The following is a 19,755-nucleotide window of genomic DNA, read 5'->3' as shown; positions in this document are numbered from 1 at the left end:
CCGCCGGACGGGCCACGAGCCCCCCGCACCCCCCGCACAGGGAAATCGAGAAGGAGCAAGTACACCCATGTCCCAACGGCACCGGCCCCGCGGCGCCGCGCTCTGCGCCGCCGCCCTCACCGCCGCCCTCACCGTGAGCGCCTGCGGCTCGGACGACTCGTCGGACGACGCGGCGGGCGAGCCGTCGCCCTCGGCGTCGGCCGCCGCCGTCACCGACCCGCTCGTCATCACCTACGACGGCGGCCTGCACGTCCTGGACGGCGAGACCCTCGACGTCGCGGCCGACATCCCGCTCAGCGGCTTCAACCGCGTCAACCCCGCGGGCGACGACCGGCACGTGCTGGTCTCGGCCTCGGGCGGGTTCCGCGTCCTGGACGCCGTCGGCGCCGAACTCACCGAGGAGGAGTTTTCCGCCCCCGAGCCCGGCCACGTCGTCCGGCACGCCGGCCGCACCGTGCTGTTCGCCGACGGCACGGGCGAGGTCACGGCCTTCGACCCCACGGAACTCGGCGACGGGCTCCCCGAGACCGAGCAGTACACGGCCGCGGCGCCGCACCACGGCGTCGCCGTCGAGACGGAGGCCGGCGAACTCGTCGTCACCCTCGGCACCGCGGAGGAGCGCAACGGCATCGCCGTCCTCGACGAGAACCGGGAGGAGGTCCTGCGCAGCGAGGAGTGCCCGGGCGTCCACGGCGAGGCCACGGCCCAGGGCGACACGGTCGTCGTCGGCTGCGAGGACGGCGCCCTGGTGTACCGCGACGGCGAGATCACCAAGGTGCAGAGCCCCACCGAGTACGGCCGCATCGGCAACCAGGCGGGTTCCGAGGAATCGCCCATCGTACTCGGCGACTACAAGCAGGACCCCGACGCCGAGCTCGAACGGCCGGAGCAGGTCGCGCTCATCGACACGACCACCGGCGGCCTCGAACTCGTCGACCTGGGCACGAGCTACACGTTCCGCTCGCTGGCCCGCGGCCCGCACGGCGAGGCACTCGTGCTGGGCACGGACGGCGCCATCCACGTCATCGACCCGGAATCGGCCGAGGTGACCGGCACCGTGCCCGTGCTCGACGCGTGGGAGGAGCCGCTGGAGTGGCAGCAGCCGCGCCCCGCGCTCTTCGTGCGCGACCACACCGCCTACGTCACCGACCCCGCCGCGCGGGAGATCCACGCGGTCGACATCGAGACGGGCGAGGTGCGCGCCACCGGGTCGCTGCCCAACGTGCCCAACGAGATCAGCGGGGTCGTCGCCGGCTGACCGCGCGTGCCGCCGTCTCCTTCCCGCCGGCCGGCGGGAAGGAGACGGCGGCACCGCCCCGGCCCGGGACGCCATGGCCCGACCGCCCGCCCGCCCCTTAAGGTGGGACCGCACGGCGTGAGCCGGGGCGGGCCGACGGCACGGCGCCGGCGGCCGGCGCGACCCGCGGGCACGCCGGTCGGACCGCCGCCGGGTATCGGAGTCGCCGCATGACCTTTCAGGTTCCGCCCGGGACCGCCCACTTCGTCGACCGCGCCACGGAGCAGGCGGCCGTGCTCGCGGCCGTGGCGGACCGGCCGGAACGGACCGGGCCGCTGCGCGTCGGGCTCAACGGACTCGCCGGCGTGGGCAAGACGGAGCTCGCCTTCCGCCTCGCCCGCACGCTGCGCGACCGATACCCCGACGGCGTTCTGTTCGTCGACCTCGACGACCTGCGCCAGGACGGGACGGTCGACCTGTCCGACGCGCTCGGCGAGCTGCTCCGCGCCCTGGACGTGGCGCCCGACTGGCTCGAACGCTCCTTCAAGGCCCGGTGCCGGCAGTACTGGACGCGGACGGACGGCAAACGCCTCGTCGTCATCGTGGACAACGCCAGGTTCGGCGCCGAGGTGGTGCCCCTGCTGCCCGCCTCGGACGCGAGCCTGGTCATCGCCGTCAGCCACGGCCCGCTCCACGACATCGACGGCGGCCTCACCGCGGACCTCGCGCTGTCCCCGTTCGCCGACGCCGACGCGGCAGAACTGCTGCGCAGCGTGGTCGACGACCCGCGGCTGACCGCGGAACCCGACGCCGCCACCGGCATCGTGCGCCTGTGCTCCGGCCTGCCGGCCGCCGTGCACGTGGCGGGGCGCTGGCTCCGCAGGCACCGCCGCCGCCCCCTGGCCCGCCTGCTCACCGACCTCGGCACCGAACTGCACGAACGGGGGCTGCCCGTGGTGGAACGGGTCTGGGACGCCGCCTACCGCGAGCTGGGCGAGGACGCCGCCCGCCTCTACCGGCTGCTCGGGCAGGCGCCGGGCCGCTCGTTCACCGCCGAGACCGCCACCGCCCTGCTCGGCCGCGGGCGGGACGCGGCCGACGACGCCCTCGAAGAACTGGAGGCGGCGGGGCTGCTGGACGGCAGGCGTGAACGGATGCGCATGCCCGATCTGTTGCGCGCGCACGCCGCGCGATGCGCCGCGCGCACCGGCGACGACGGCGGTGAACGGGAGCGGACCGAGGCGCTGCGGCGCTGCGTGCGCTGGTTCCTGCGCCAGGCGCAGCGCGCCGACCTCGCCGCGGCCGGCCCGCGCCTGACCCTCGCGCCCGAGGCACCGGAGCTGCCGGGCGCCCCCGACGTGGAGTTCGGGCCCGGCGCGCCGGGAGCGGGCGGGCCGCCCGCGGACCCGAAGGGCAGCGGCCACCGGTGGCTTGAGGCCGAACGCCACACGCTGCACGCGTGCGTGCGCCTGGCCCACCGGCTCGGCCTCGACGCCGAGGCGTGGGCGCTGTGCGAGCCGTTGTGGACCCACTTCCTCGACCACCCGCGCCACGCCGAGGCGATCGAGACCTTCCGCGTCGGCGTCCTGGCGGCCTCCCGGGCCGAGGACCTGCCGGCCCTGGTGCGCATGCGCTGCCAGCTGGCCCGCCCGCTGTGGGAGCACGGCGGGCACGAGGCGGCGGAACGGGAGCTGGCCGCGGCGGCGGTGGCCGCCGACGCGCTCGGCGCGTCGGAGCGCGACCGCAAACTCGCCGCGTCCACGCGCGAGTTCCGCGGCATGCTGCACGCCGCGCGCGGCCGGTGGGAGGCCGCGGCGGCGGACTACGAGGAGGCCAGGCGGCTGCACGCCGGCATCCCCAACCCGTACGGCGTGCTGCTGCTGACCTACCGCCTGGGCGAGGCGGTCGCCGCGCTCGGCGACCTGCCGCGCGCCGTCGCGTTGCTCACCGAAGCGCACTCCGCGGCGCGCGACATGGGGCGCGAACGCATGACCGCGCGCACCGGCTTCGCGCTGGGCACGGCCCTGGCCGGTCTCGGCCGGGCGGCCGAGGCGCACGCGCTGTACACGGCGGCCCTGGCCTCCGCGCGGCGGCGCGGCTCGGGCCACGACGAGGCGCGCGTCCTCGACGCCCTCGCCCATCTCGCCGAGAACGCCGGCCGCCCCGCGGAGGCGCACGAGCACCGGGAGGCCGCACGCGCGGTCCGCGTCCGCCACGGAGCGCTCACCCCGCAGGACTGAAGGCGCGGGGCCGCCCGGGCAGCCGCGCCCCGCCACGCGGCGGCTACCCTGGAACCCCGGCTCGACGGCCGGGGGAGAGCGGCGCCCGAGGGCGCGGCAGGGAGGACGACGTGCGCATCGGTGACCTCGCGGCACGGACCGGGGCCAGTATCCGTTCCCTGCGCTACTACGAGGAGCAGGGCCTGCTCACCAGCACCCGCAGCGCGGGCGGGCAGCGGCACTACACGGAGGCCCAGGCCGAGCGGGTCTTCTTCCTCCAGCGGCTGTACGCGGCCGGCCTCTCCAGCCGGGTCATCGCCGAGCTCCTGCCGTGCGTCGACACACCGAGCGAGCGGAACTCCGAGGCCGCGTTCGAGCGCATGGCGCGGGAACGCGACCGGCTCACGGAGCACATCACCGACCTCGTCCGCACCAGGGACGCGCTCGACGAGCTGATGGCGGCGCACAGGGCGCACCGGGAGTCCCCGTGCCCCACCGACGGGCCGGCCGAGAGGCCGGCAGCACCCGCGCGGCCGGTCCTGGCCCGCGCCGGGCGGACACCCAGGACCAGGTCGGCCGCGTAGGGACGCGGAGCCGGGGCGCGCCCCTCAGCACTCGCGGGCGGCCTCGGCGGCCGAGGCGGGCCGCAGCCGCACGGCGAACGGCAACCCGCCCACCACGCACGTCACCTCGTGCGCCGAGCCGGGCGGAGCGCCGTTGCCGACGCCCTCGCCGAGCCAGGCGTGCACGCCGCTCAGCACGGCCGCCGGATCGGTGCGCACCACCCGCCCGCCGCGCCGCAGCGGCTCGATCCGCACCGAGAGCAGCGGCCCGCGCCGCCCGCGCGCCACGCAGTGGTCGGGCGACAGCACCACGCCGGCCGTGCGGCACCCCGGGTGGTCCGCCAGCGTCTCCTCCGTCCAGCCGGCCACGGTCCACGCCGCGCCGTGCCCGGCGGCCGGGTAGTCCGGCCCGCGCGGCACGCGGCGGTAGAGCACGGCCGCGCTCATGGCGTGGCGCTCGGGGGCGCGGCCGGCTTCCGCGGCGAGGTGGTGGGCCGGCGCGTCGGTGCCGGTGGGCAGCCGTTCGACGGTGACCGTGCGGCCGTCGACGCGCGCCCTGACCGCGAACGAGGCGGGAACGCCCCGCGGCGGCGCGGCGGGTTCCGGCAGGAGCCGCGGCACGACCTGGCCGCGCGGCGGCGGCACATCGAGCAGGCGGTACAGCTCGGCGCGCAGCCGTTCCAGCGCCCGGCCCCGTTCGGCGAACGCGCCGTCCGCCGGAGCGCGCACGGCGCCGGGGCGCTGGGCCCCCAGCGCGGCGTCCAGCCCGTCGGCGTCGGCCAGGAACGGGCTGCGGTCCAGGAGGTCGGCCATCGGGCTGCCGGGGACGAGCTCACCGCCCCCGTCGTACGCGGAGACCACGGGCCGGCCCAGGGCGGCCGCGTACAGCGCGGCCGAACCGTGGTCGGTGATCACCGCGTCGCACGCGATGAGCACCGCCGCCCACTCCTCGAACGGCCCGGCCAGGAACATCCCGGCGTCGAGCGCGGGCGCGAGGCGTTCCGCGAGGTTCAGCTCGCCGAGGCGGCTGCGCTCGTTGGGGTGCAGGATGAGGGCCAGCTGGTAGGTGTCCCACGGCAGTCGGGCGGCGAGATCGGTCGGCAGGGCGGGGCGCCGGCGCAGCAGCGACTCGGGCCCCCAGGTGGAGGCGAGCGCGATCAGATGCCGCGCCCCGGTGCCGAGCGCCGCGCGGTAGTCCTCCCGCCGGCCGCGGGAGGCGAGCACGCGTTCGAGCGTCGGATCGCCGACGACGGCCGCGCGGGCCGCCGCGTGCGGGCTCAGCGCCGCCAGGCGGCCCACCTGGCTCGGGTGGGCCAGCGCGTGCAGGGACAGCAGGGCGTCGCCGTCCGGCACCAGGAACGCGGGATCGAGCCCGGAGGGCGTGCCCGGCGTTCCCTCGCCCTCGACCGACTTGCCGAAACCGGCGCCGTGCGGCAGCAGCACGCGCCGGCCGCGCAGCAGCGCCAGCTCCCCCTTGGGGCTGGCCATGAGCACCAGGTCGTGCGCGCGGCGGCTGGCCTCCTCCCAGGGCGTCGTGCGGGCCCCGGCCCGTTCGACGGCGGCCAGCGCGTCCACGCCGAAGTCCGAGCCGGGCACGAGGGTGAACGCGCGGTCGATCCGCTCGTCGCCCGCGAACACGGGCAGCACATCGAGCAGCCGGTGCAGCGCGGTCGCCGAGCGGGCCGCGAAGAGCACCGCGCGCCGCGCGTCACGTGCCGCCCGCCGCTCGCCGCCCGCCGCCGGCGCGGCGTCCGGGGCCTTCGAGGGCATGGGCCGATGGTACCCGGGCGGCACCGGAAGGGCGTTCGAGCGGATCCGCACCGCGCCGGGCGGCCCGGCGCCCGCCGGCCCGCGCCTTCCCGCCCGCCGGGGCCCTGTCGGGCGCGGGGCTTCCGCGGGGAAGAATGGGCGCATGAACGAGTGGGGCGTCGCGCTGATCGCGGCCGGGTCGGCGCTCGCGGGCAGCGCGGTCACGGGCCTGTTCGCCTTCCGCGCGGGGACCAGGCAGGCGGAGGCGGCACGGCACGCGGGGGACCGGCAGGCGGACGCGGTGCTCGACACGGTCCGGATGACGCTGGCCGAGCAGCGCGCGGTGCGGGTGCTCGACCTGCGCCGGCAGACCTACGTGGCCTTCCTCGACGCCGCCGAGGCCGTCCTCCTCTCCCGGCGCACCGGCGAGGGCCGGGCGGGGGACCGGGCCGATCTGCACCGCGCGCTCGGGGCCGTGGCCCTGGAGGGCCCGCCTGACGTCGCGCGCGCCGCCCGGTCCCTCGTCGACGCGCTCCGCGGCAACCGCGCCCCCGACGACCTTGAGGCGGCCCGCCTCGTCTTCGTCGAGGCCGCGCGGGCGGCGCTGGACGACGCGGGCCCGGCGGCCTGACCGGGGACGAGCCGGACCGTTTTTGCCTGTGGGGCAAAAAAGTTGCCCGCCAGGCACGGCTCTGGCTGAATCGTCGGTATGACGACCGGCCCGCACGAGGACGCCGGAGCGCTGCCCGCCGTCGCGGCGCGGCTGCGTGACCTGCGCCGCGACGCCCGGCTGACCCTGGAGTCCGCGGCCGGGCGCGCCGGGCTCTCCCCGGCGCACCTCTCCCGCCTGGAGACCGGCCACCGCCAGCCGTCGCTGCCCGCGCTGCTGAGCCTCGCGCGCGTCTACGGCACGACGGTGTCAGGACTGCTCGGCGAGGCCGCCCCCGTGCCCGACCCGGTGGTCAGGGCGAGCGGCGCGGCGGCCTGGGAGGCGGGCGGCTGGACGTACCGGCGGGCCGGCGGGGCGGGCCGGGCGTTGCAGGCGCTGCGGGTCCACGTGCCGCCCGGCGATCCGCAGGGCGAACTGGTGCGCGTCCACCCGGGCGAGGAGTGGCTGTACGTCCTGTCGGGAGAGCTGCGGCTGTTCCTCGGGGACGCGGCGTACACGCTCGGGCCCGGGGACAGCGCCCACTTCGACTCGCTCACCCCGCACCGCATCGGCACCCTCGCCCCCGCGGGGGCCGAGCTGCTGTTCGTGCACACGCTGCTGCAAGCAGCCGCCGGCCCGTGCCTGGGCGGCGGCCCGCGCTGACCGCCCCGGCCCAAGCCCGACCCAGCCCGAACCAGGAGGAGCCGAGAATGCAGGAAGAGACGCGGAGAGAACAGAAGGCCGCGAAGGACACCAGGGACCGCATCCCGCACGGTCTGTGGATCCGCATGCTGATCTACGGGCTCGTCGGCCACCTGTTCGCCGCCTTCCTCGTCTTCCTGTTCTCGCTGGGCGCCTGAGAGGCCGCGCCTGCGGCCCGCCGAGGCCGTTGACTTCAAGCCAAGTCGAAGTTCTAGGCTGCCGCCCATGAACGAGACGGACGAGCGAGACATCCGGCAGCTCCTGGCGACCTACACCGACCTGTGGGTCCGGCACGAGATGGACGCGTGGGGCGCGCTGTTCACCGAGGACGCGGACTTCATCACCCACCGCGGCATCTGGTGGCGCTCCAGGCGGGAGAACGTCGCGGGCCACCAGGACGTCCCCGACGCGGTCCTCGCGCAGAAGGGCGACTACACGCAGGAGGTGGTGAGCATCCGGGGCGTCGCGCCGGACGTCGCACTCGTCCACACGGCCTGGAGCTGGCCGGGGCACCGGCCGCGCCCCTCGGCCGCGCCCGAGGACCGCCGCGGGCTCGTCACCCTCCTGCTGGTGCGGCAGCCGGACGGCGCCTGGCGGATCAGGGCCGCGCACAACACCAGGGAGAACGGGCTCGACGACTTCTCCGCCCGCTGACTCAGCCGGCGGGCGGCGGCGCGGTGCTCGCGCGCGTCACCAGCCGGGTGGGGACCAGCACGGTGCCGCGCCGCGGCGCGTCGGCGCGCACCTGGTCCAGCACGCCTTCCACCAGGCGCCGCCCCACCTCGGCGAAGTCCTGGCGGACGGTGGTGAGCGGCGGGATGAACGAGCCCGACTCGGGGATGTCGTCGAAGCCGACGACGCTCACCTCGCCCGGCACGGCGCGGCCCCGTTCGTGCAGGGCCCGCAGCAGGCCGAGCGCCATCTGGTCGTTGGCCGCGAAGACCGCGGTGCACCCCGGCTCCTCCGCCAGCCGCAGCCCCGCCAGGTAACCCGACTCCGCCGACCAGTCGCCGCGCACCGCCGGCGGCACCGCGCGCCCGGCGGCGCGCAGCGTCGCGCGCCACGCGGCGGCCCGGCGTTCGGCGGCGAACGACTCCGGCGGGCCGGCCAAGTGCCAGACCGTCCTGTGGCCGAGGCCGAGCAGGTGCCGCACGGCGTCCCTGGCGCCGCCCGCCTGGTCGGTGTCGACCACGCTGTACCGGTCGCCCGCGTCGGAGTCGGCCACCACGACGTGCACGCCCGGCGGCAGCGACAGCTCCGCGGAGTCGAGCATGTGCACCTCCATGATCACGATGACCGCGTCCACGGCCAGCTCCCCGAGCCGGGTGAACGCGCCGCGCACCTCGTCCCGGGTGGGCGCCGCCACCGGGAGCAGCGTGGTCGCGTAGCCCTCCTGGGCCGCGCCGGCGGCGATGGCCTCAAGCGTGCGGACGTTGCCGGTGGTGGAGAGCGTGAAGAGGATGACGCCGATCGTGCGGAACTCACCGCGCTTGAGCGCCCGCGCGGCGCTGTTGGGCCGGTAGCCCAACTCCCGCATGGCCGCGAACACCTGCTGCCTGGTGGACTCAAGGACGCCGGGGTGGCCGGTGGACACGCGCGAGACCGTCTGCGAGGAGACCCCGGCGAGGCGCGCGACGTCCGCCATGGACGCCCGCCGCCGCGCGGCCGAGTCGGACACGGAAGCCTCCTACGGTCCGAAGTGCCTTCGCCGCCCTGCCGCCGCTTGACGGCGGGCAGGGCCGGTGCCACTATCCCACGACCGATGTTTACGTAAACATCGGTCGGCCGCGGCCGTCGAGCAGTCCGCACGAACCGAGGAGAGCAGCCCATGCCCCGCGACCGCGCACCCCGGTGGCTCCGCAGCGCGCCCGGCGACACCGCGCCTCGCATCGCCTACGGCGCCGACTACAACCCGGAGCAATGGCCGCGCGAGGTGTGGGACGAGGACGTGGCCCTGATGCGCGAGGCGGGCGTCACCGTCGTCTCGGTCGGCATCTTCTCCTGGGCCCACCTGCAACCCGGCCCCGACACCTGGGACTTCGAGTGGCTCGACACGGTGCTCGACCTGCTGCACGCCGGCGGCATCGGAGTCGACCTGGCCACCGCGACCGCCTCGCCGCCGCCCTGGCTCACGACCGCGCACCCCGAGATCCTGCCCGTCACCGCGACCGGGGAGACCGTCTGGCCCGGCGCCCGCCAGCACTGGCGCCCCACCTCCCCGGTCTTCCGCGCCCACGCGCTGCGCCTGGTCACCGCACTCGCCGAGCGGTACGCGCAGCACCCCGCGCTCGTCGCCTGGCACGTCAACAACGAACTCGGCTGCCACAACGTCTACGACTACTCGGACGACGCCGCCCGGGCCTTCCGGGCCTGGCTCATGGCCAGGTACGGGGACCTCGGCGCGCTCAACCACGCGTGGGGCACCGCGTTCTGGTCGCAGCGCTACACGGCCTGGGACCAGATCCTGCCGCCGCGCCTGGCCGCCTCCCACCCCAACCCGACCCAGCAACTGGACTTCAAGCGCTTCTCCTCCGACGCCCTCGCGGACCACCTGCGGGCCGAGCGCGAGGTGCTGCGCCGCTTCACCCCCGACGTGCCCGTCACCACCAACTTCATGGTGATGGGGGAGACCCGGGGCATGAACTACGCCGACTGGGCCGCCGAGGTGGACTTCGTCTCCAACGACCACTACGTCCGGCCGGGACCGCAGGCGGTGGACGAGCTGTCGTTCTCCGCCAACCTCACCGGCAACCTCTCCGGCGGCCGGCCGTGGTTCCTGATGGAGCACTCCACGAGCGCCGTCAACTGGCAGCCCGTGAACCGGGCGAAGCAGCCGGGCGAACTGGCCCGCGACTCGCTGCTGCACGTCGCGCACGGCGCGGACGCCGTGTGCTTCTTCCAGTGGCGGCAGTCGGCCGCGGGCGCGGAGAAGTACCACTCCGCGATGGTGCCGCACGCCGGGCCCGACAGCGACCTCTTCCGGGACGTCACCCGCCTCGGCCGCACCCTGGACGCCCTCGCGCCGGTCGCGGGCAGCGAACGGAGGCCGGCCGCGGCGGCCATCCTCTTCGACTGGGAGTCCTGGTGGGCCGCGGAGCAGGACTCCCACCCGACCTCCCTGCTGCGCTACCGCCAGGAAGCGCTCGACTGGTACTCGGCGTTCCTCGCCCTGGGCGTGCGCGCCGACGTCGTCCCGAGCGGCGCGCCGCTCGACGGCTACCGGCTGGTCGTCGCGCCCATCCTGCACGTGCTGCCCGCGCCCCTCGCCGAGCGGCTGACCACCTGGGCGGAACGGGGCGGCCACCTGGTCACCACCTACTTCTCCGGCATCGTCGACGAGAACGACCACGCCTGGCTCGGCGGCTACCCCGGCCCGCTGCGCGACCTGCTGGGCATCCGCGTGGAGGAGTTCGCCCCGCTGGCCGAGGGGGAGACCGCCCGGCTGGACAACGGCGGCACCGGCACCCTGTGGACGGACCGCGTCCAGGTCACCGGCGCCGACGTGTCCGTGCTCGCCTCGTGGACCACGGGCCCGCAGGCGGGCCGGCCCGCCATCACCCGCCGCCCGGCGGGGGAGGGCTCGGCCGCGTACGTCTCCACCCGCCTGGGCGCCGAGGGCCTGCCCGGCACCCTGGCCCCCCTGCTCGACGCCGCGGGCATCGCGGGCGAGCTGCCCGCGGCGCTGCGCGGACGGGTCGAACTGGCCGTCCGCGGCAAGGGGGACGAGGAGTTCTGGTTCCTGGTGAACCGCACCGACGAGCCCGTGGTGCTGGCCGGCCTCGACGGCGAGCCGCTGACCGGGGCCCGGGCCGGGGAGCCGGCCGGCACCGGCCCGGCGCACGTGCTCGACCCGCGCGGCGTCCTCGTCCTGCGCCGGCCGGCCGCCGCGCGTTGAGCGCCGCGCGTTGAGCGGCGCGCGTTGAGCGGCGCGCCCGCCCGGGCGCCCGCCCCCGCGCGCCGCGTGCAGATCACGGAGGTGTTGGCCCCGGCCTGTGACGGGCGCATGGAGATCCGTCCCCGACGCATTGACAGCCGCAACGCCCCACGCGACGGTGAGTGCGCTCTCGCTGAGAGCGCTCTCATCACCGGCGGGGCGGGCCCGTGGGCGGCGCCGCCCACCCCGGCCGGGACCGGCTGACAGGAGGAGGAAGCGGTGTTCCGCTTGCCAAGAGTTCTGGCGTCCGTGGCCGCGGCGCTGGCCGTCGCCGCGGGCGTCGGCGCCTGGGGGCCCGCCCCCGAGGCGCAGGCCGTGCCCGACACCATGGCGCAGGCCGTGCCCGACACCATCCCGCTCACCATCACCAACAACTCGGGGCGCGCCGAGCCCGTCTACATCTACAACCTCGGCACCCAGCTCAGCTCGGGGCGGCAGGGCTGGGCCGACGCCGCGGGCACCTTCCACGCGTGGCCGGCCGGCGGCAGCCCGCCGGTGCCGGCTCCCGACGCGTCGATCGCGGGCCCCGCCGACGGGCAGACGATGACGATCCGGCTGCCGAAGTTCTCCGGCCGGGTCTACTTCTCCGTCGGCGAGAAGCTCGTCTTCTCCCTCGCCGAGGGCGGCCTGGTGCAGCCCGCGGTGCAGAATCCGACCGACCCCAACCGCGACATCAGGTTCAACTGGTCCGAGTACACGCTGAACGACGCCGGGCTGTGGATCAACAGCACCCAGGTGGACATGTTCTCCGCCCCCTACTCGGTGGGCGTGCGCGACGCCGCCGGGCAGACGCGGACCACGGGCACGCTCAAGCCCGGCGGCTACCACGCCGTCTTCGAGGGGCTGCGGGCCTCGGGCTGGGGCGGGCTGATCCACGAGGGGCCCGACGGCCGGCCCGTGCGCGCGCTCTCGCCGGGGCACGGCATCTCGACCGGCGGGGTGCCGGCCGACGCCATGGCCGACTACATCGACCGGGTGTGGCGCCACTACGCCTCCGCGACGCTGACCGTGACGCCGTTCGCCCACGAGCCAGGCACCCGCTACACCGGTCGGGTGTCCGGCGGCGTCATGCACTTCACCGACGCCGCGGGCAACGTCGTCACCAGTTTCCAGAAGCCGGACTCGGACAGCGTCTTCGGCTGCCACAAGCATCTCGACGCCCCCAACGACCAGGTGCGCGGCCCCATCTCCCGCACGCTGTGCGCCGCGTTCAACCGGACCACCCTGCTGACCAACGCGCAGCAGCCCGACCAGGACGGCTCCGGCTTCTACCGCGACGCCGTCACCAACCACTACGCGAGGGTCGTGCACGAGCAGATGGCCGACGGCAAGGCGTACGCGTTCGCGTTCGACGACGTCGGCGCGCACGAGTCGCTGGTGCACGACGGGAATCCGGCCGGGGCCTCCATGACCTTCGAGCCGTACGACTGAGCGCGGGGCCGCCCGCACGGACGGCGCACGGGTGGGTGCTCCGGGGCCGCTGGTCCCGGAGCACCCACTTATGTAACTTGCGGCTTACGAAAGGATCGTGTTACAAAAGGGCGATGTCAGAGAAGGTCTTCGAGGCGCTGGCCGACCCGACCCGGCGCAGGCTGCTCGAACTGGTCGCCGCCGGGGAGCGGACCGCGGGAGAGCTGGCCGCCGAGTTCGACGTGAGCCGGCCCGCCGTCTCGCGCCACCTGCGCGTGCTCTCCGACGCCGGTCTGGTCACCTGGCGCGGGGAGGCCCAGCGCCGGGTGTACCGGCTGCGGCCCGCGGGACTCGATGAGGCGGGCGACTGGATCGCGCGCACGCGCGACAACTGGGCGTCCCGGCTCGACTCCCTGGTGCGGCACCTCGATGAACAGCGGAAGGAAGCATGACGATGGCCGAGACGGACATGGACCTGGCCCCCGCGGCCGACGACCGGCGCGGAACCCTGGGCGTCGGCCAGGACGGGGCGTGGCAGATCCGGTTCGAACGCCGGCTGGCCCACGCGCCGGAACGGGTCTGGGCCGCCCTGGCCGAGCCGGAGCAGCGCGCGCGGTGGATGCCGGGCGTGACCCTCGACGCCGCCCCCGGCGCAACCGCGCGCTACGACTTCGGCGAGGAGGGCGCCGCGGAGGGCCGGGTCCTCGTCGCCGACCCGCCGCACCGACTCGAACACACCTGGCGGTGGCCCGGGGAGCCCGAGGCCGTCGTGCGCTGGGAGATCACCCCCGAGGGCGAAGGCTCCCTGCTGGTCCTGCTGCACCGCCCGCTCGCGGCCGAGCCCGCCGTGCACTACTGCGTCGGATGGCACGCGATGCTCGACGGGCTCGGCGCCCACCTGGCGGGCGACGCCCCGGCCGAGCCGGACTACGCCGCGCTCGCGGAGGGCTACGCCCGCGCCGCGTCCGCCGGCTGACACCGCGCGCCGGCCGCTGCGCCGGAACGCGGGTGCGCGCGCCCGCGTGACCACCGCGCCCCGCCCGCGACGCGCGGGGCGCGGCACCCGGCCCCCGGTGCCCCGCCCCGACCGCCCCGGTTTGCCGGAACGGCAACCACGTTTGCCGTACGGCGCCGCGTCGCGCAGGGTGGCCGTGGAGGTGGTCGAGATGACGGAACAGAGGAAGAGTTCTTACGACGTCGTGGTCGTCGGCGGCGGCGCGGCGGGACTCAACGGGGCGCTCATGCTGGCCCGCGCCCGGCGATCGGTGCTCGTGATCGACGCCGGCGAGCCGCGCAACGCTCCCGCGGACGGCGTGCACGGACTGCTCGGGCACGACGGGACGCCGCCGGGCGAACTGCTGGCCCGCGGACGCGCCGAGGTACGCCGCTACGGCGGCCACGTCGTCGAGGGCCGGGTCGTCACCGCGGCCCGCGAGCCGGACGGCGGCTTCGTCGTCGAGCCGGCCGAAGGCCCCGCGGTCCGCGCCCGGCGGCTGCTGGTGACCACGGGACTCGTCGACGAACTGCCGGACGTCCCCGGGCTGCGCGAGCGGTGGGGCAGGGACGTGCTGCACTGCCCCTACTGCCACGGCTGGGAAGTGCGCGACCGGGCCATCGGAGTGCTGGCGGGCGGCCCGTTCTCGGTGCACCAGGCGCTGCTGTTCCGCCAGCTCAGCCAGGACGTGACGCTGTTCGCCCACACCGCGCCGCCGTTCACCGGCGAGGAGGCCGAGCAGCTGGCCGCCCGGGGCATCCGGGTGGTCGAGGGCCGGGTGACCGGCCTGGAGACCGACGAGGACCGGCTGCGGGGCGTGCGGCTGAGCGACGGCTCCGTGGTGGCGCGCGACGTGGTGGTCGTGGGCACCCGGATGACGGCGCGCGCCGGTTTCCTCTCCGCGCTCGGCCTGCGCACCGAGGAGCACCCGGCGGGCACGTTCGTGCCCAGCGACGCCACCGGCCGCACCGAGGTGCCCGGCGTGTGGGCGGCGGGCAACGTCACCGACCTGGCGGCCCAGGTCGGCGCCTCCGCGGCGGCGGGCGCCTTCGCCGGTGCCCAGATCAACGCCGACCTGGTCACCGAGGAGACCCGCGACGCGGTCGCCGCCCACCGGAAGGCGCACGGCGCCTCGGTGGAGGCCGCCGCGGGGTGAACCGCCCGGGTGGGAACGCCGTCGGCTCCGGCCCCCGCCGGGGCCGGCGGCGTCAGCGCAGCGTCGCCGTGAAACTCCTGCCGTGCGCCCGGCGGGTCGTCACCTCGATCCGGGTCCCCCCGGGCACCCGGACGACGTCGACCCCCTCGTCCGCGGCCACCGCGGCCCTCGCCCTGCCCCTGAGCGTGACCGAGACCCGCTCCCGCCGCATCGTCGGGTCACAGACCGCGATCTCCACCGCGCCCGCGCGCGTCCGGCGCGCCAGTACGGACGCCGGGCCGTCGAGATGGAGCCAGGCCGCCCGGTGGGGGCCGGGGGTGAAGGCGTTCGCGGCGAGCAGTCCGAGGCCCGTGTGCCGCACCGCCTGCAACCCCGTGTCGTTCGCCACGACGGACAGCGGCCCCCGCGCGTACGCGGCCAGCCGCCGCTCGCTCGCGCCGGGCACCAGGGCCCAGGCCATCGAGGCGGCGGGTGCGCCCGCCGCGCCCGTGACGCTCAGCGCGAAGACCCGCTTGGTCACCACCGTGTCCGGATTGGACAGGCGCACCACCCGGCGGCTGCGCGCCACCGTCTCCCGTTCCACCGTGGGCGGCGGGCCGGCGAGGAAGACGTACCCCACGGACGTTCCCCGGCCCGCGTCGGCGTAGCGCAGCCACGCGAGGGGCGCCGTGCCCGTGCCCGCCCAGCGCGCGCCGTCGCGCAGCCGGCCGGTGACCGACACGGCGGCCCCCGGGTCCGCGATCCGGGTGTCGACGGTCGTCGTCACCGCCCGGCCCGCGTCGTCGCCCACCCCCGCGGACAGCACCACCACCTCGTCGTCCAGCAGGAACCACGACTTGGTGGCCCGCGCGTTGCGGTACGCCACGAAGTCGTCCGGCAGCAGCCCCGCCCGCCGCGCCGCGTACGCCGCGTCGTCGCCCTGGACCAGACCGGCCGCGCCGAAGGCGCCCAGCGTCGCGCCGCCGGAGAACGTGTTGGTGCCGCGCGGGAAGTACACGTACGTGTTCTGGGACTCCGAGGACGCGGTGAACCCGCGTTCCGGATTGTCGTACCACAGGTTCCCGTACAGCTCGGGCACCGTCCCGCGCTCCTCGGCCGGCGCGGTCACCCCGGCCAGCCGGTAGGGGGACACGGCCGTGAAGTAGTCCACGCCGAACGCCTCCGACTGGTCCTCGCCGGACAGGTAGAGGTAGTGCGCGCCGTCCCCCTGGAACCAGGGCATCAGGTTCTCGCCGTTCATGTACTCGTACTTGCTGATCCGGTCGGAGCTGCGGGCCAGCGCGAACGCGAAACCCGGGCGGCGGTGCACCGTCTTGTCCATCGCGTTGAACGCCAGGCTCCGGGCGGGCGGGTTCAGGTCGGCCGCGGGCACCGCCGGGTCGGCCAGGATGCCGGCGTACCGCGCGACGCTGACCGGCGAGACGAAACCGCCGGGGTCCGGGGGCACGCGCGAGGTCTCCGCCAGGTGCTTCACGTACGCCCGCAGCGCGGCGGCCTGCTCCCGCGGCACGTAGGCGGAGAGGTCCGCGACGGACTCGGCGACCGCCGTGACGGCCGCGTACCCGCCGGCCGTCCGGGAGACCGCGCGGCCCCTGACCACCTCCATCATCCAGCCCTCGAAGATCAGCGGCGCGAACCCGCGCGTCACCCACTCGCGCAGGACGCCGGCGAGCACGTCACCGTCGGCCAGGCCCGTGCCGTCGAGGAGCTTGAGCGTCTGCGTGACCCGGCCGAGCAGCGCCGTGCCGTACGAGCCGGTGTAGGCCACGGACGCGTGCTGGATGAACGAACCGTCCGCGTAGAAGCCGTCCGTGACACCGTGCCGCAGCCGGTAGGGGTCGATCGTCGCGTACACCGTCTCCTGGTCGGCCACGGCCTTGGCCACGCGCCGCGCGTCCCCGGTGACCGCGCCCTGGAGCATTCGGTTGGTCGTGATGTCCGCGAGGTTCGCGCCGGTGTGGAAGCGCGAGTCGAGGTCGGCGTCGCCGTCCTTGCCGTTGCGCAAGTAGGCGTCCATCGACGCGATGTACAGGCCGGTCAGCTCCGGCCGGTACGCGGCGACCTCCTCGCGCAGCAGCGCCAGGGTCCGGCTGACGTGGGAGGAGATGCCGATCTCCCACGTGAACCAGTTGCCGTAGTAGCCGCGTTCCTGATCGCCGTAGTGGTGCTCGTGCAGCCAGGACAGGCCGTCGAGGACGCGCCGCCGCACGGCGGTGTTCCCCCGCAGGTCCGACGCGGGACCGCCGTCCGCGACGCGCGTGGCCAGCGCGATCTCCCACAGGTACTGGAACGAGGCGTTGAGGTTCGCCTCGCTGGTCCCCAGCGGCGTGCCCATGAACAGCTCGCCCGGGCCCGCGCCGTCCAGCGCCGCGAGCCGCCGCCTGGCCGCCGTGTCGATGGCGGTGAGCTTCGCGGCCACCTCGGCCCGCGCGTTGGACGCGGTGTCGCCGGCGAAGAGCGCGTCGGCGTTGGCCAGGAGCCGGTCCCGGCCGCCCGGCCCGACCGGTCCGTCGCGCCGCCGGCCGGCGGCAGGGGCCGCCGGCGGCCCGCTTCCGGCCACCAGGGTGGCCGCGGCGGGCAGGGCCGACATGAGGGTGCGACGGGAGATGTCCACGGAAACGCTCCAGGGCTCGACCGCTCGGCGTGTGCGCATCCAACCAGCGCGCCGCCGCTCTGTCACCAGCCCGCGCGCCACGTCCTGCCCGGGCCGCCGGCCGGCCGCACGCGCGGGCCCGGCACGAGGGGGAGCCCGCCGACCCCGTAGCCTGATCGCCCACTCGGGCCGGTGACGCCGCGCGCGGAGTGGGCGAGTGAGTAAGCGGCCAGGAAGCGAGGCCCGACCGTGCGACGGAACGGCAGGACGCGGACCATGCCCCTGCGGCGCGTGCTGCTGGCGCGCACCGCGACGACGGCGACCTGTACGCGCGCATGACCGACGCGGGTGACGGCCTCGTCGCGCTCCTGGCCATGGGGGTCGTCCTGCTGCGGGGGGCGGCCATCGCCGGTGCCGCCCGGCCGGGGTCCGACCCCGCGCGCCGGCCCGGCCGCCGCCCGCCCCTGGTCGGCCCGCGGTCGCGGCGGTGACCGGCACCGCCGCCAACGGCCGCCCTGTGCACGGGTGTTCATGTGCGCACGTGGGGCCGACCGCGGATGCGCGCCGTTTTCTGGAGGCCGGCGCGGGCGGACGTTAGGCTGGTCCCGTGGGATGGTTCCGCCGACGTCGCAGTCACCCAGCACCGCAGGACGAGGCGGCCCGCCCGCCCGCAGGCCCGGTCAGGCTTCCCGACGGCGGCCCGCACCGCCGCCGGCTGGGCGACCGGGAGCTGCCGCCCGTGGCCGTGCCGAGCCAGACCGCTTCGATCATCAAGCGCAACGTCGCGCCGTACCTGCTCGGCTCGGGACGCATGGTGCAGATCCGGGCCCGCTACGAGGACCTCAACCACCGCACGGGCGCCCCTGTGCACCTCGGCGTCGGCGGCCGGGCGGCCATCCTGCTCTGCCTGAGCCCGGAGCAACGCGCCGACCTGCGGGGCCTGGACGAGCACCTCACCACCGAGGGCGCCGTCCTGTACGTGCAGGCGCACCGGCTCGACCGGTACGGCATGCTGCGGCTGGTCCTCGCCCTCGCGCCCGGGCTGGTGTTCAGGACCCCGCTCACCCTCGCGCACGGGGACGTGCAGGAGTTCCTCATCGCCGCCCACGCGCGCGAGTCCGTGGAGCTGCACGTCTCGCACCAGAACCGGCAGCGCCTGCCCGCGTTCGTCTGCACCGCGGGCGGTCTGCGCGGGCGCGTGGAGCGCGCGCTCGACGCCATCGGCGACCTGGACCACCCGGCGGGGCCGCACGAACAGGCCGGGCCGCTGGGCAAACTGGCCGCGCTGTACCCCGGTGTGCTGGACGGCGTGGAGGACGGCAGCGCGGTGCCGCTGCGCGTCGGCCACCGGGGCGAGGACACGGTGCTGGTCACCGCGACCTGACCCACCCCGTCGCGCGTTCGCGAGGCGCCGGGCCCGGGCCCCGGCCCGCTCCTGCCGGAGCGGGCGGGCCCGCGCCGGTCAGCCGGCGGCCGGACCGGGGGCCGGCGCGGCGCCCGCGCCGTCGCCCGGGGGCGTCCGCCGCCTGGCCCGCACCTCGCCGAGCACCGCGAGGGCCACGAGGGCGGCGCCGAGGATCAGCAGGCCGAGCGGGATGACCAGGCGGACCAGCCACAGCAGGTTCGCGGCCGACGCGGCGTCGTCGGCCTTGTCCGCCACCGTCTCCTCGGTGCCCTCGACCGTCATCGTGTTGACGGGAGCCAGCGGTACCGGCCCATCGGGGCCGGGCGCCTGGGCCACGATGGTCTGTTCGAGCGTGCCGTTGAGCACCGAGCCGGTCTCCGCGTCGATCCAGGCCACGCGGCGGGTGGTCGCCGCGTACGACAGCGGCACCTGCTCGGGCAGCGCCTGGAGCATGGCCGGGTCGGGCCCCTGCTCGCCCAGCGCGCCGGCGATGCCCACCAGGACATCGCGCGGCAGCTGCGCGGGCAGCCGTTCCGCGATGGCCTGGTCCGCCAGTTCGCCCGCCGCCTCGATCTCGTAGACATACGCCTCGCGGCCCTCGACGTCCTCGGTGCGGTCGTAGACCGCAGGTGCCTCGACGCCCGTCGTCGGGTCCCAGAACGTGTAGTCGCGCTCCTCGGGGTCCAGGGGCCAGGAGATCACGAGGCCCTGGTGCTCCTCCGCCTCGCTGCCCTCGGGCGCCGGGCGGTTCTCCAGGTCGGTCCTGTCCACGGCCCAGCGGTGGCTGGTGCCGGAGAGTTCCGCGTCGTCGGGTCCCGTCACCACCACGTCGTCGCTCACCACGGCGACGCCGCCGTCCGTGTCGACGACCTGCACCCGGCGTTCGACCGTCACCGGCACGTCGGCGAGGAAGGCGTTGGCCAGGTCCCCGGCCTCGATGGCGGGGGCGTTGAGCAGCGAGGCCGTCCCCGAGTACACGAAGGTGGTGTCGGTGTCGGACGGGATCTGGTGCACGGCCGGATACACAGCGAACCGGGTCACGGCCGAGGCGGCGACCAGCACGACGGCCGTTCCGGAAAGAATCCAGGTGCTTCTTCGCATGGTGTCTCCCGACTGCGGGCGCACAACGGCGTGCGCGGCTGGG

The 19,755-nt window shown here is 76.0% G+C and carries 18 protein-coding genes; 14 read left to right on the top strand and 4 right to left on the bottom strand.

Features of this window, described 5'->3' with window-relative positions; genetic code table 11:
- Positions 1–67 precede the first annotated feature (67 nt).
- The 3 genes from aztD to LC193_RS00400 all read left to right on the top strand — a co-directional run bounded on the left by aztD (position 68) and on the right by LC193_RS00400 (position 4,040).
- Entirely contained in the window at positions 68–1,258 is a 1,191-nt protein-coding gene (gene aztD / locus LC193_RS00410) for a zinc metallochaperone AztD (protein ID WP_226070121.1), read from the top strand.
- Positions 1,259–1,467: 209 nt separating this feature from the next.
- Entirely contained in the window at positions 1,468–3,477 is a 2,010-nt protein-coding gene (locus tag LC193_RS00405) for a P-loop NTPase fold protein (protein ID WP_226070119.1), read from the top strand.
- Positions 3,478–3,587: 110 nt separating this feature from the next.
- Positions 3,588–4,040, top strand: coding sequence for a MerR family transcriptional regulator (locus tag LC193_RS00400; RefSeq protein ID WP_404819324.1), 453 nt, complete (start codon positions 3,588–3,590; stop codon positions 4,038–4,040).
- Between the two features lie 24 nt (positions 4,041–4,064).
- On the opposite strand, the gene LC193_RS00395 is transcribed toward LC193_RS00400, so the two are convergent.
- Positions 4,065–5,789, bottom strand: a complete 1,725-nt coding sequence (locus tag LC193_RS00395; protein WP_226070117.1) for a glycosyltransferase family 9 protein — start codon at positions 5,787–5,789, stop codon at positions 4,065–4,067.
- A 142-nt stretch (positions 5,790–5,931) separates the two neighbouring features.
- Here LC193_RS00395 and LC193_RS00390 point away from each other — a divergent pair, with 142 nt between their 5' ends.
- From LC193_RS00390 to LC193_RS00375, 4 genes are all read left to right on the top strand, one after another.
- A complete protein-coding gene (locus LC193_RS00390; protein WP_226070115.1) occupies positions 5,932–6,399 on the top strand; it encodes a hypothetical protein in 468 nt (155 codons plus the stop codon).
- A 78-nt stretch (positions 6,400–6,477) separates the two neighbouring features.
- On the top strand, positions 6,478–7,080 hold the full coding sequence (locus LC193_RS00385) for a helix-turn-helix domain-containing protein (RefSeq protein WP_226070113.1): 603 nt from the start codon (positions 6,478–6,480) through the stop codon (positions 7,078–7,080).
- A 47-nt stretch (positions 7,081–7,127) separates the two neighbouring features.
- Entirely contained in the window at positions 7,128–7,277 is a 150-nt protein-coding gene (locus tag LC193_RS00380; protein ID WP_226070111.1) for a DUF6126 family protein, read from the top strand.
- Between the two features lie 67 nt (positions 7,278–7,344).
- Entirely contained in the window at positions 7,345–7,773 is a 429-nt protein-coding gene (locus LC193_RS00375; RefSeq protein WP_226070109.1) for a YybH family protein, read from the top strand.
- A gap of 1 nt (position 7,774) precedes the next feature.
- Here LC193_RS00375 and LC193_RS00370 read toward each other — a convergent pair whose 3' ends face one another.
- Complete coding sequence (locus LC193_RS00370; protein ID WP_226078419.1) at positions 7,775–8,764, bottom strand: LacI family DNA-binding transcriptional regulator; 990 nt, start codon at positions 8,762–8,764, stop codon at positions 7,775–7,777.
- Positions 8,765–8,947: 183 nt separating this feature from the next.
- Here LC193_RS00370 and LC193_RS00365 point away from each other — a divergent pair, with 183 nt between their 5' ends.
- From LC193_RS00365 to LC193_RS00345, 5 genes are all read left to right on the top strand, one after another.
- The gene (locus LC193_RS00365; protein WP_226070107.1) at positions 8,948–11,014 is read left to right on the top strand and encodes a beta-galactosidase; all 2,067 of its coding nucleotides are present in this window, start codon (positions 8,948–8,950) and stop codon (positions 11,012–11,014) included.
- A gap of 258 nt (positions 11,015–11,272) precedes the next feature.
- Complete coding sequence (locus LC193_RS00360) at positions 11,273–12,484, top strand: glycoside hydrolase family 64 protein (RefSeq protein ID WP_226070105.1); 1,212 nt, start codon at positions 11,273–11,275, stop codon at positions 12,482–12,484.
- A 113-nt stretch (positions 12,485–12,597) separates the two neighbouring features.
- Positions 12,598–12,915: an ArsR/SmtB family transcription factor gene (locus LC193_RS00355; RefSeq protein ID WP_226070103.1), complete on the top strand. Its 318-nt coding sequence runs from the start codon at positions 12,598–12,600 to the stop codon at positions 12,913–12,915.
- A 2-nt stretch (positions 12,916–12,917) separates the two neighbouring features.
- Positions 12,918–13,439, top strand: coding sequence for an SRPBCC family protein (locus LC193_RS00350; protein ID WP_226070101.1), 522 nt, complete (start codon positions 12,918–12,920; stop codon positions 13,437–13,439).
- A gap of 190 nt (positions 13,440–13,629) precedes the next feature.
- On the top strand, positions 13,630–14,613 hold the full coding sequence (locus tag LC193_RS00345) for an NAD(P)/FAD-dependent oxidoreductase (protein WP_226070099.1): 984 nt from the start codon (positions 13,630–13,632) through the stop codon (positions 14,611–14,613).
- A gap of 52 nt (positions 14,614–14,665) precedes the next feature.
- Here LC193_RS00345 and LC193_RS00340 read toward each other — a convergent pair whose 3' ends face one another.
- Positions 14,666–17,227, bottom strand: coding sequence for a polysaccharide lyase family 8 super-sandwich domain-containing protein (locus tag LC193_RS00340; RefSeq protein WP_226070097.1), 2,562 nt, complete (start codon positions 17,225–17,227; stop codon positions 14,666–14,668).
- A gap of 314 nt (positions 17,228–17,541) precedes the next feature.
- Between LC193_RS00340 and LC193_RS00335 the strand changes: the two genes are divergently transcribed.
- Both LC193_RS00335 and LC193_RS00330 read left to right on the top strand, forming a co-directional pair.
- On the top strand, positions 17,542–17,697 hold the full coding sequence (locus tag LC193_RS00335) for a hypothetical protein (protein ID WP_226070095.1): 156 nt from the start codon (positions 17,542–17,544) through the stop codon (positions 17,695–17,697).
- 116 nt (positions 17,698–17,813) lie between these two features.
- Positions 17,814–18,590, top strand: coding sequence for a hypothetical protein (locus LC193_RS00330; RefSeq protein ID WP_226070093.1), 777 nt, complete (start codon positions 17,814–17,816; stop codon positions 18,588–18,590).
- A gap of 78 nt (positions 18,591–18,668) precedes the next feature.
- On the opposite strand, the gene LC193_RS00325 is transcribed toward LC193_RS00330, so the two are convergent.
- Positions 18,669–19,712, bottom strand: coding sequence for a porin PorA family protein (locus LC193_RS00325; RefSeq protein WP_226070091.1), 1,044 nt, complete (start codon positions 19,710–19,712; stop codon positions 18,669–18,671).
- Positions 19,713–19,755: the final 43 nt, after the last annotated feature.

It is taken from the genome of Streptomyces marincola (genome assembly GCF_020410765.1).
GTDB classification, from domain to species: domain Bacteria; phylum Actinomycetota; class Actinomycetes; order Streptomycetales; family Streptomycetaceae; genus Streptomyces; species Streptomyces marincola.
The sequence above is the reverse complement of the archived record's forward strand: the minus strand, read 5'-3'. Positions and strand labels throughout refer to the sequence as shown.

Coding starts and splice junctions, on each gene's coding strand:
- aztD (WP_226070121.1), top strand. CDS start 68: ATGTCCCAACGGCACCGGCCCCGCGGCGCCGCGCTCTGCGCCGCCGCC.
- LC193_RS00405 (WP_226070119.1), top strand. CDS start 1,468: ATGACCTTTCAGGTTCCGCCCGGGACCGCCCACTTCGTCGACCGCGCC.
- LC193_RS00395 (WP_226070117.1), bottom strand. CDS start 5,789: ATGCCCTCGAAGGCCCCGGACGCCGCGCCGGCGGCGGGCGGCGAGCGG.
- LC193_RS00390 (WP_226070115.1), top strand. CDS start 5,932: ATGAACGAGTGGGGCGTCGCGCTGATCGCGGCCGGGTCGGCGCTCGCG.
- LC193_RS00385 (WP_226070113.1), top strand. CDS start 6,478: ATGACGACCGGCCCGCACGAGGACGCCGGAGCGCTGCCCGCCGTCGCG.
- LC193_RS00380 (WP_226070111.1), top strand. CDS start 7,128: ATGCAGGAAGAGACGCGGAGAGAACAGAAGGCCGCGAAGGACACCAGG.
- LC193_RS00375 (WP_226070109.1), top strand. CDS start 7,345: ATGAACGAGACGGACGAGCGAGACATCCGGCAGCTCCTGGCGACCTAC.
- LC193_RS00370 (WP_226078419.1), bottom strand. CDS start 8,764: ATGGCGGACGTCGCGCGCCTCGCCGGGGTCTCCTCGCAGACGGTCTCG.
- LC193_RS00365 (WP_226070107.1), top strand. CDS start 8,948: ATGCCCCGCGACCGCGCACCCCGGTGGCTCCGCAGCGCGCCCGGCGAC.
- LC193_RS00355 (WP_226070103.1), top strand. CDS start 12,598: ATGTCAGAGAAGGTCTTCGAGGCGCTGGCCGACCCGACCCGGCGCAGG.
- LC193_RS00350 (WP_226070101.1), top strand. CDS start 12,918: ATGGCCGAGACGGACATGGACCTGGCCCCCGCGGCCGACGACCGGCGC.
- LC193_RS00345 (WP_226070099.1), top strand. CDS start 13,630: ATGACGGAACAGAGGAAGAGTTCTTACGACGTCGTGGTCGTCGGCGGC.
- LC193_RS00335 (WP_226070095.1), top strand. CDS start 17,542: ATGACCGACGCGGGTGACGGCCTCGTCGCGCTCCTGGCCATGGGGGTC.
- LC193_RS00325 (WP_226070091.1), bottom strand. CDS start 19,712: ATGCGAAGAAGCACCTGGATTCTTTCCGGAACGGCCGTCGTGCTGGTC.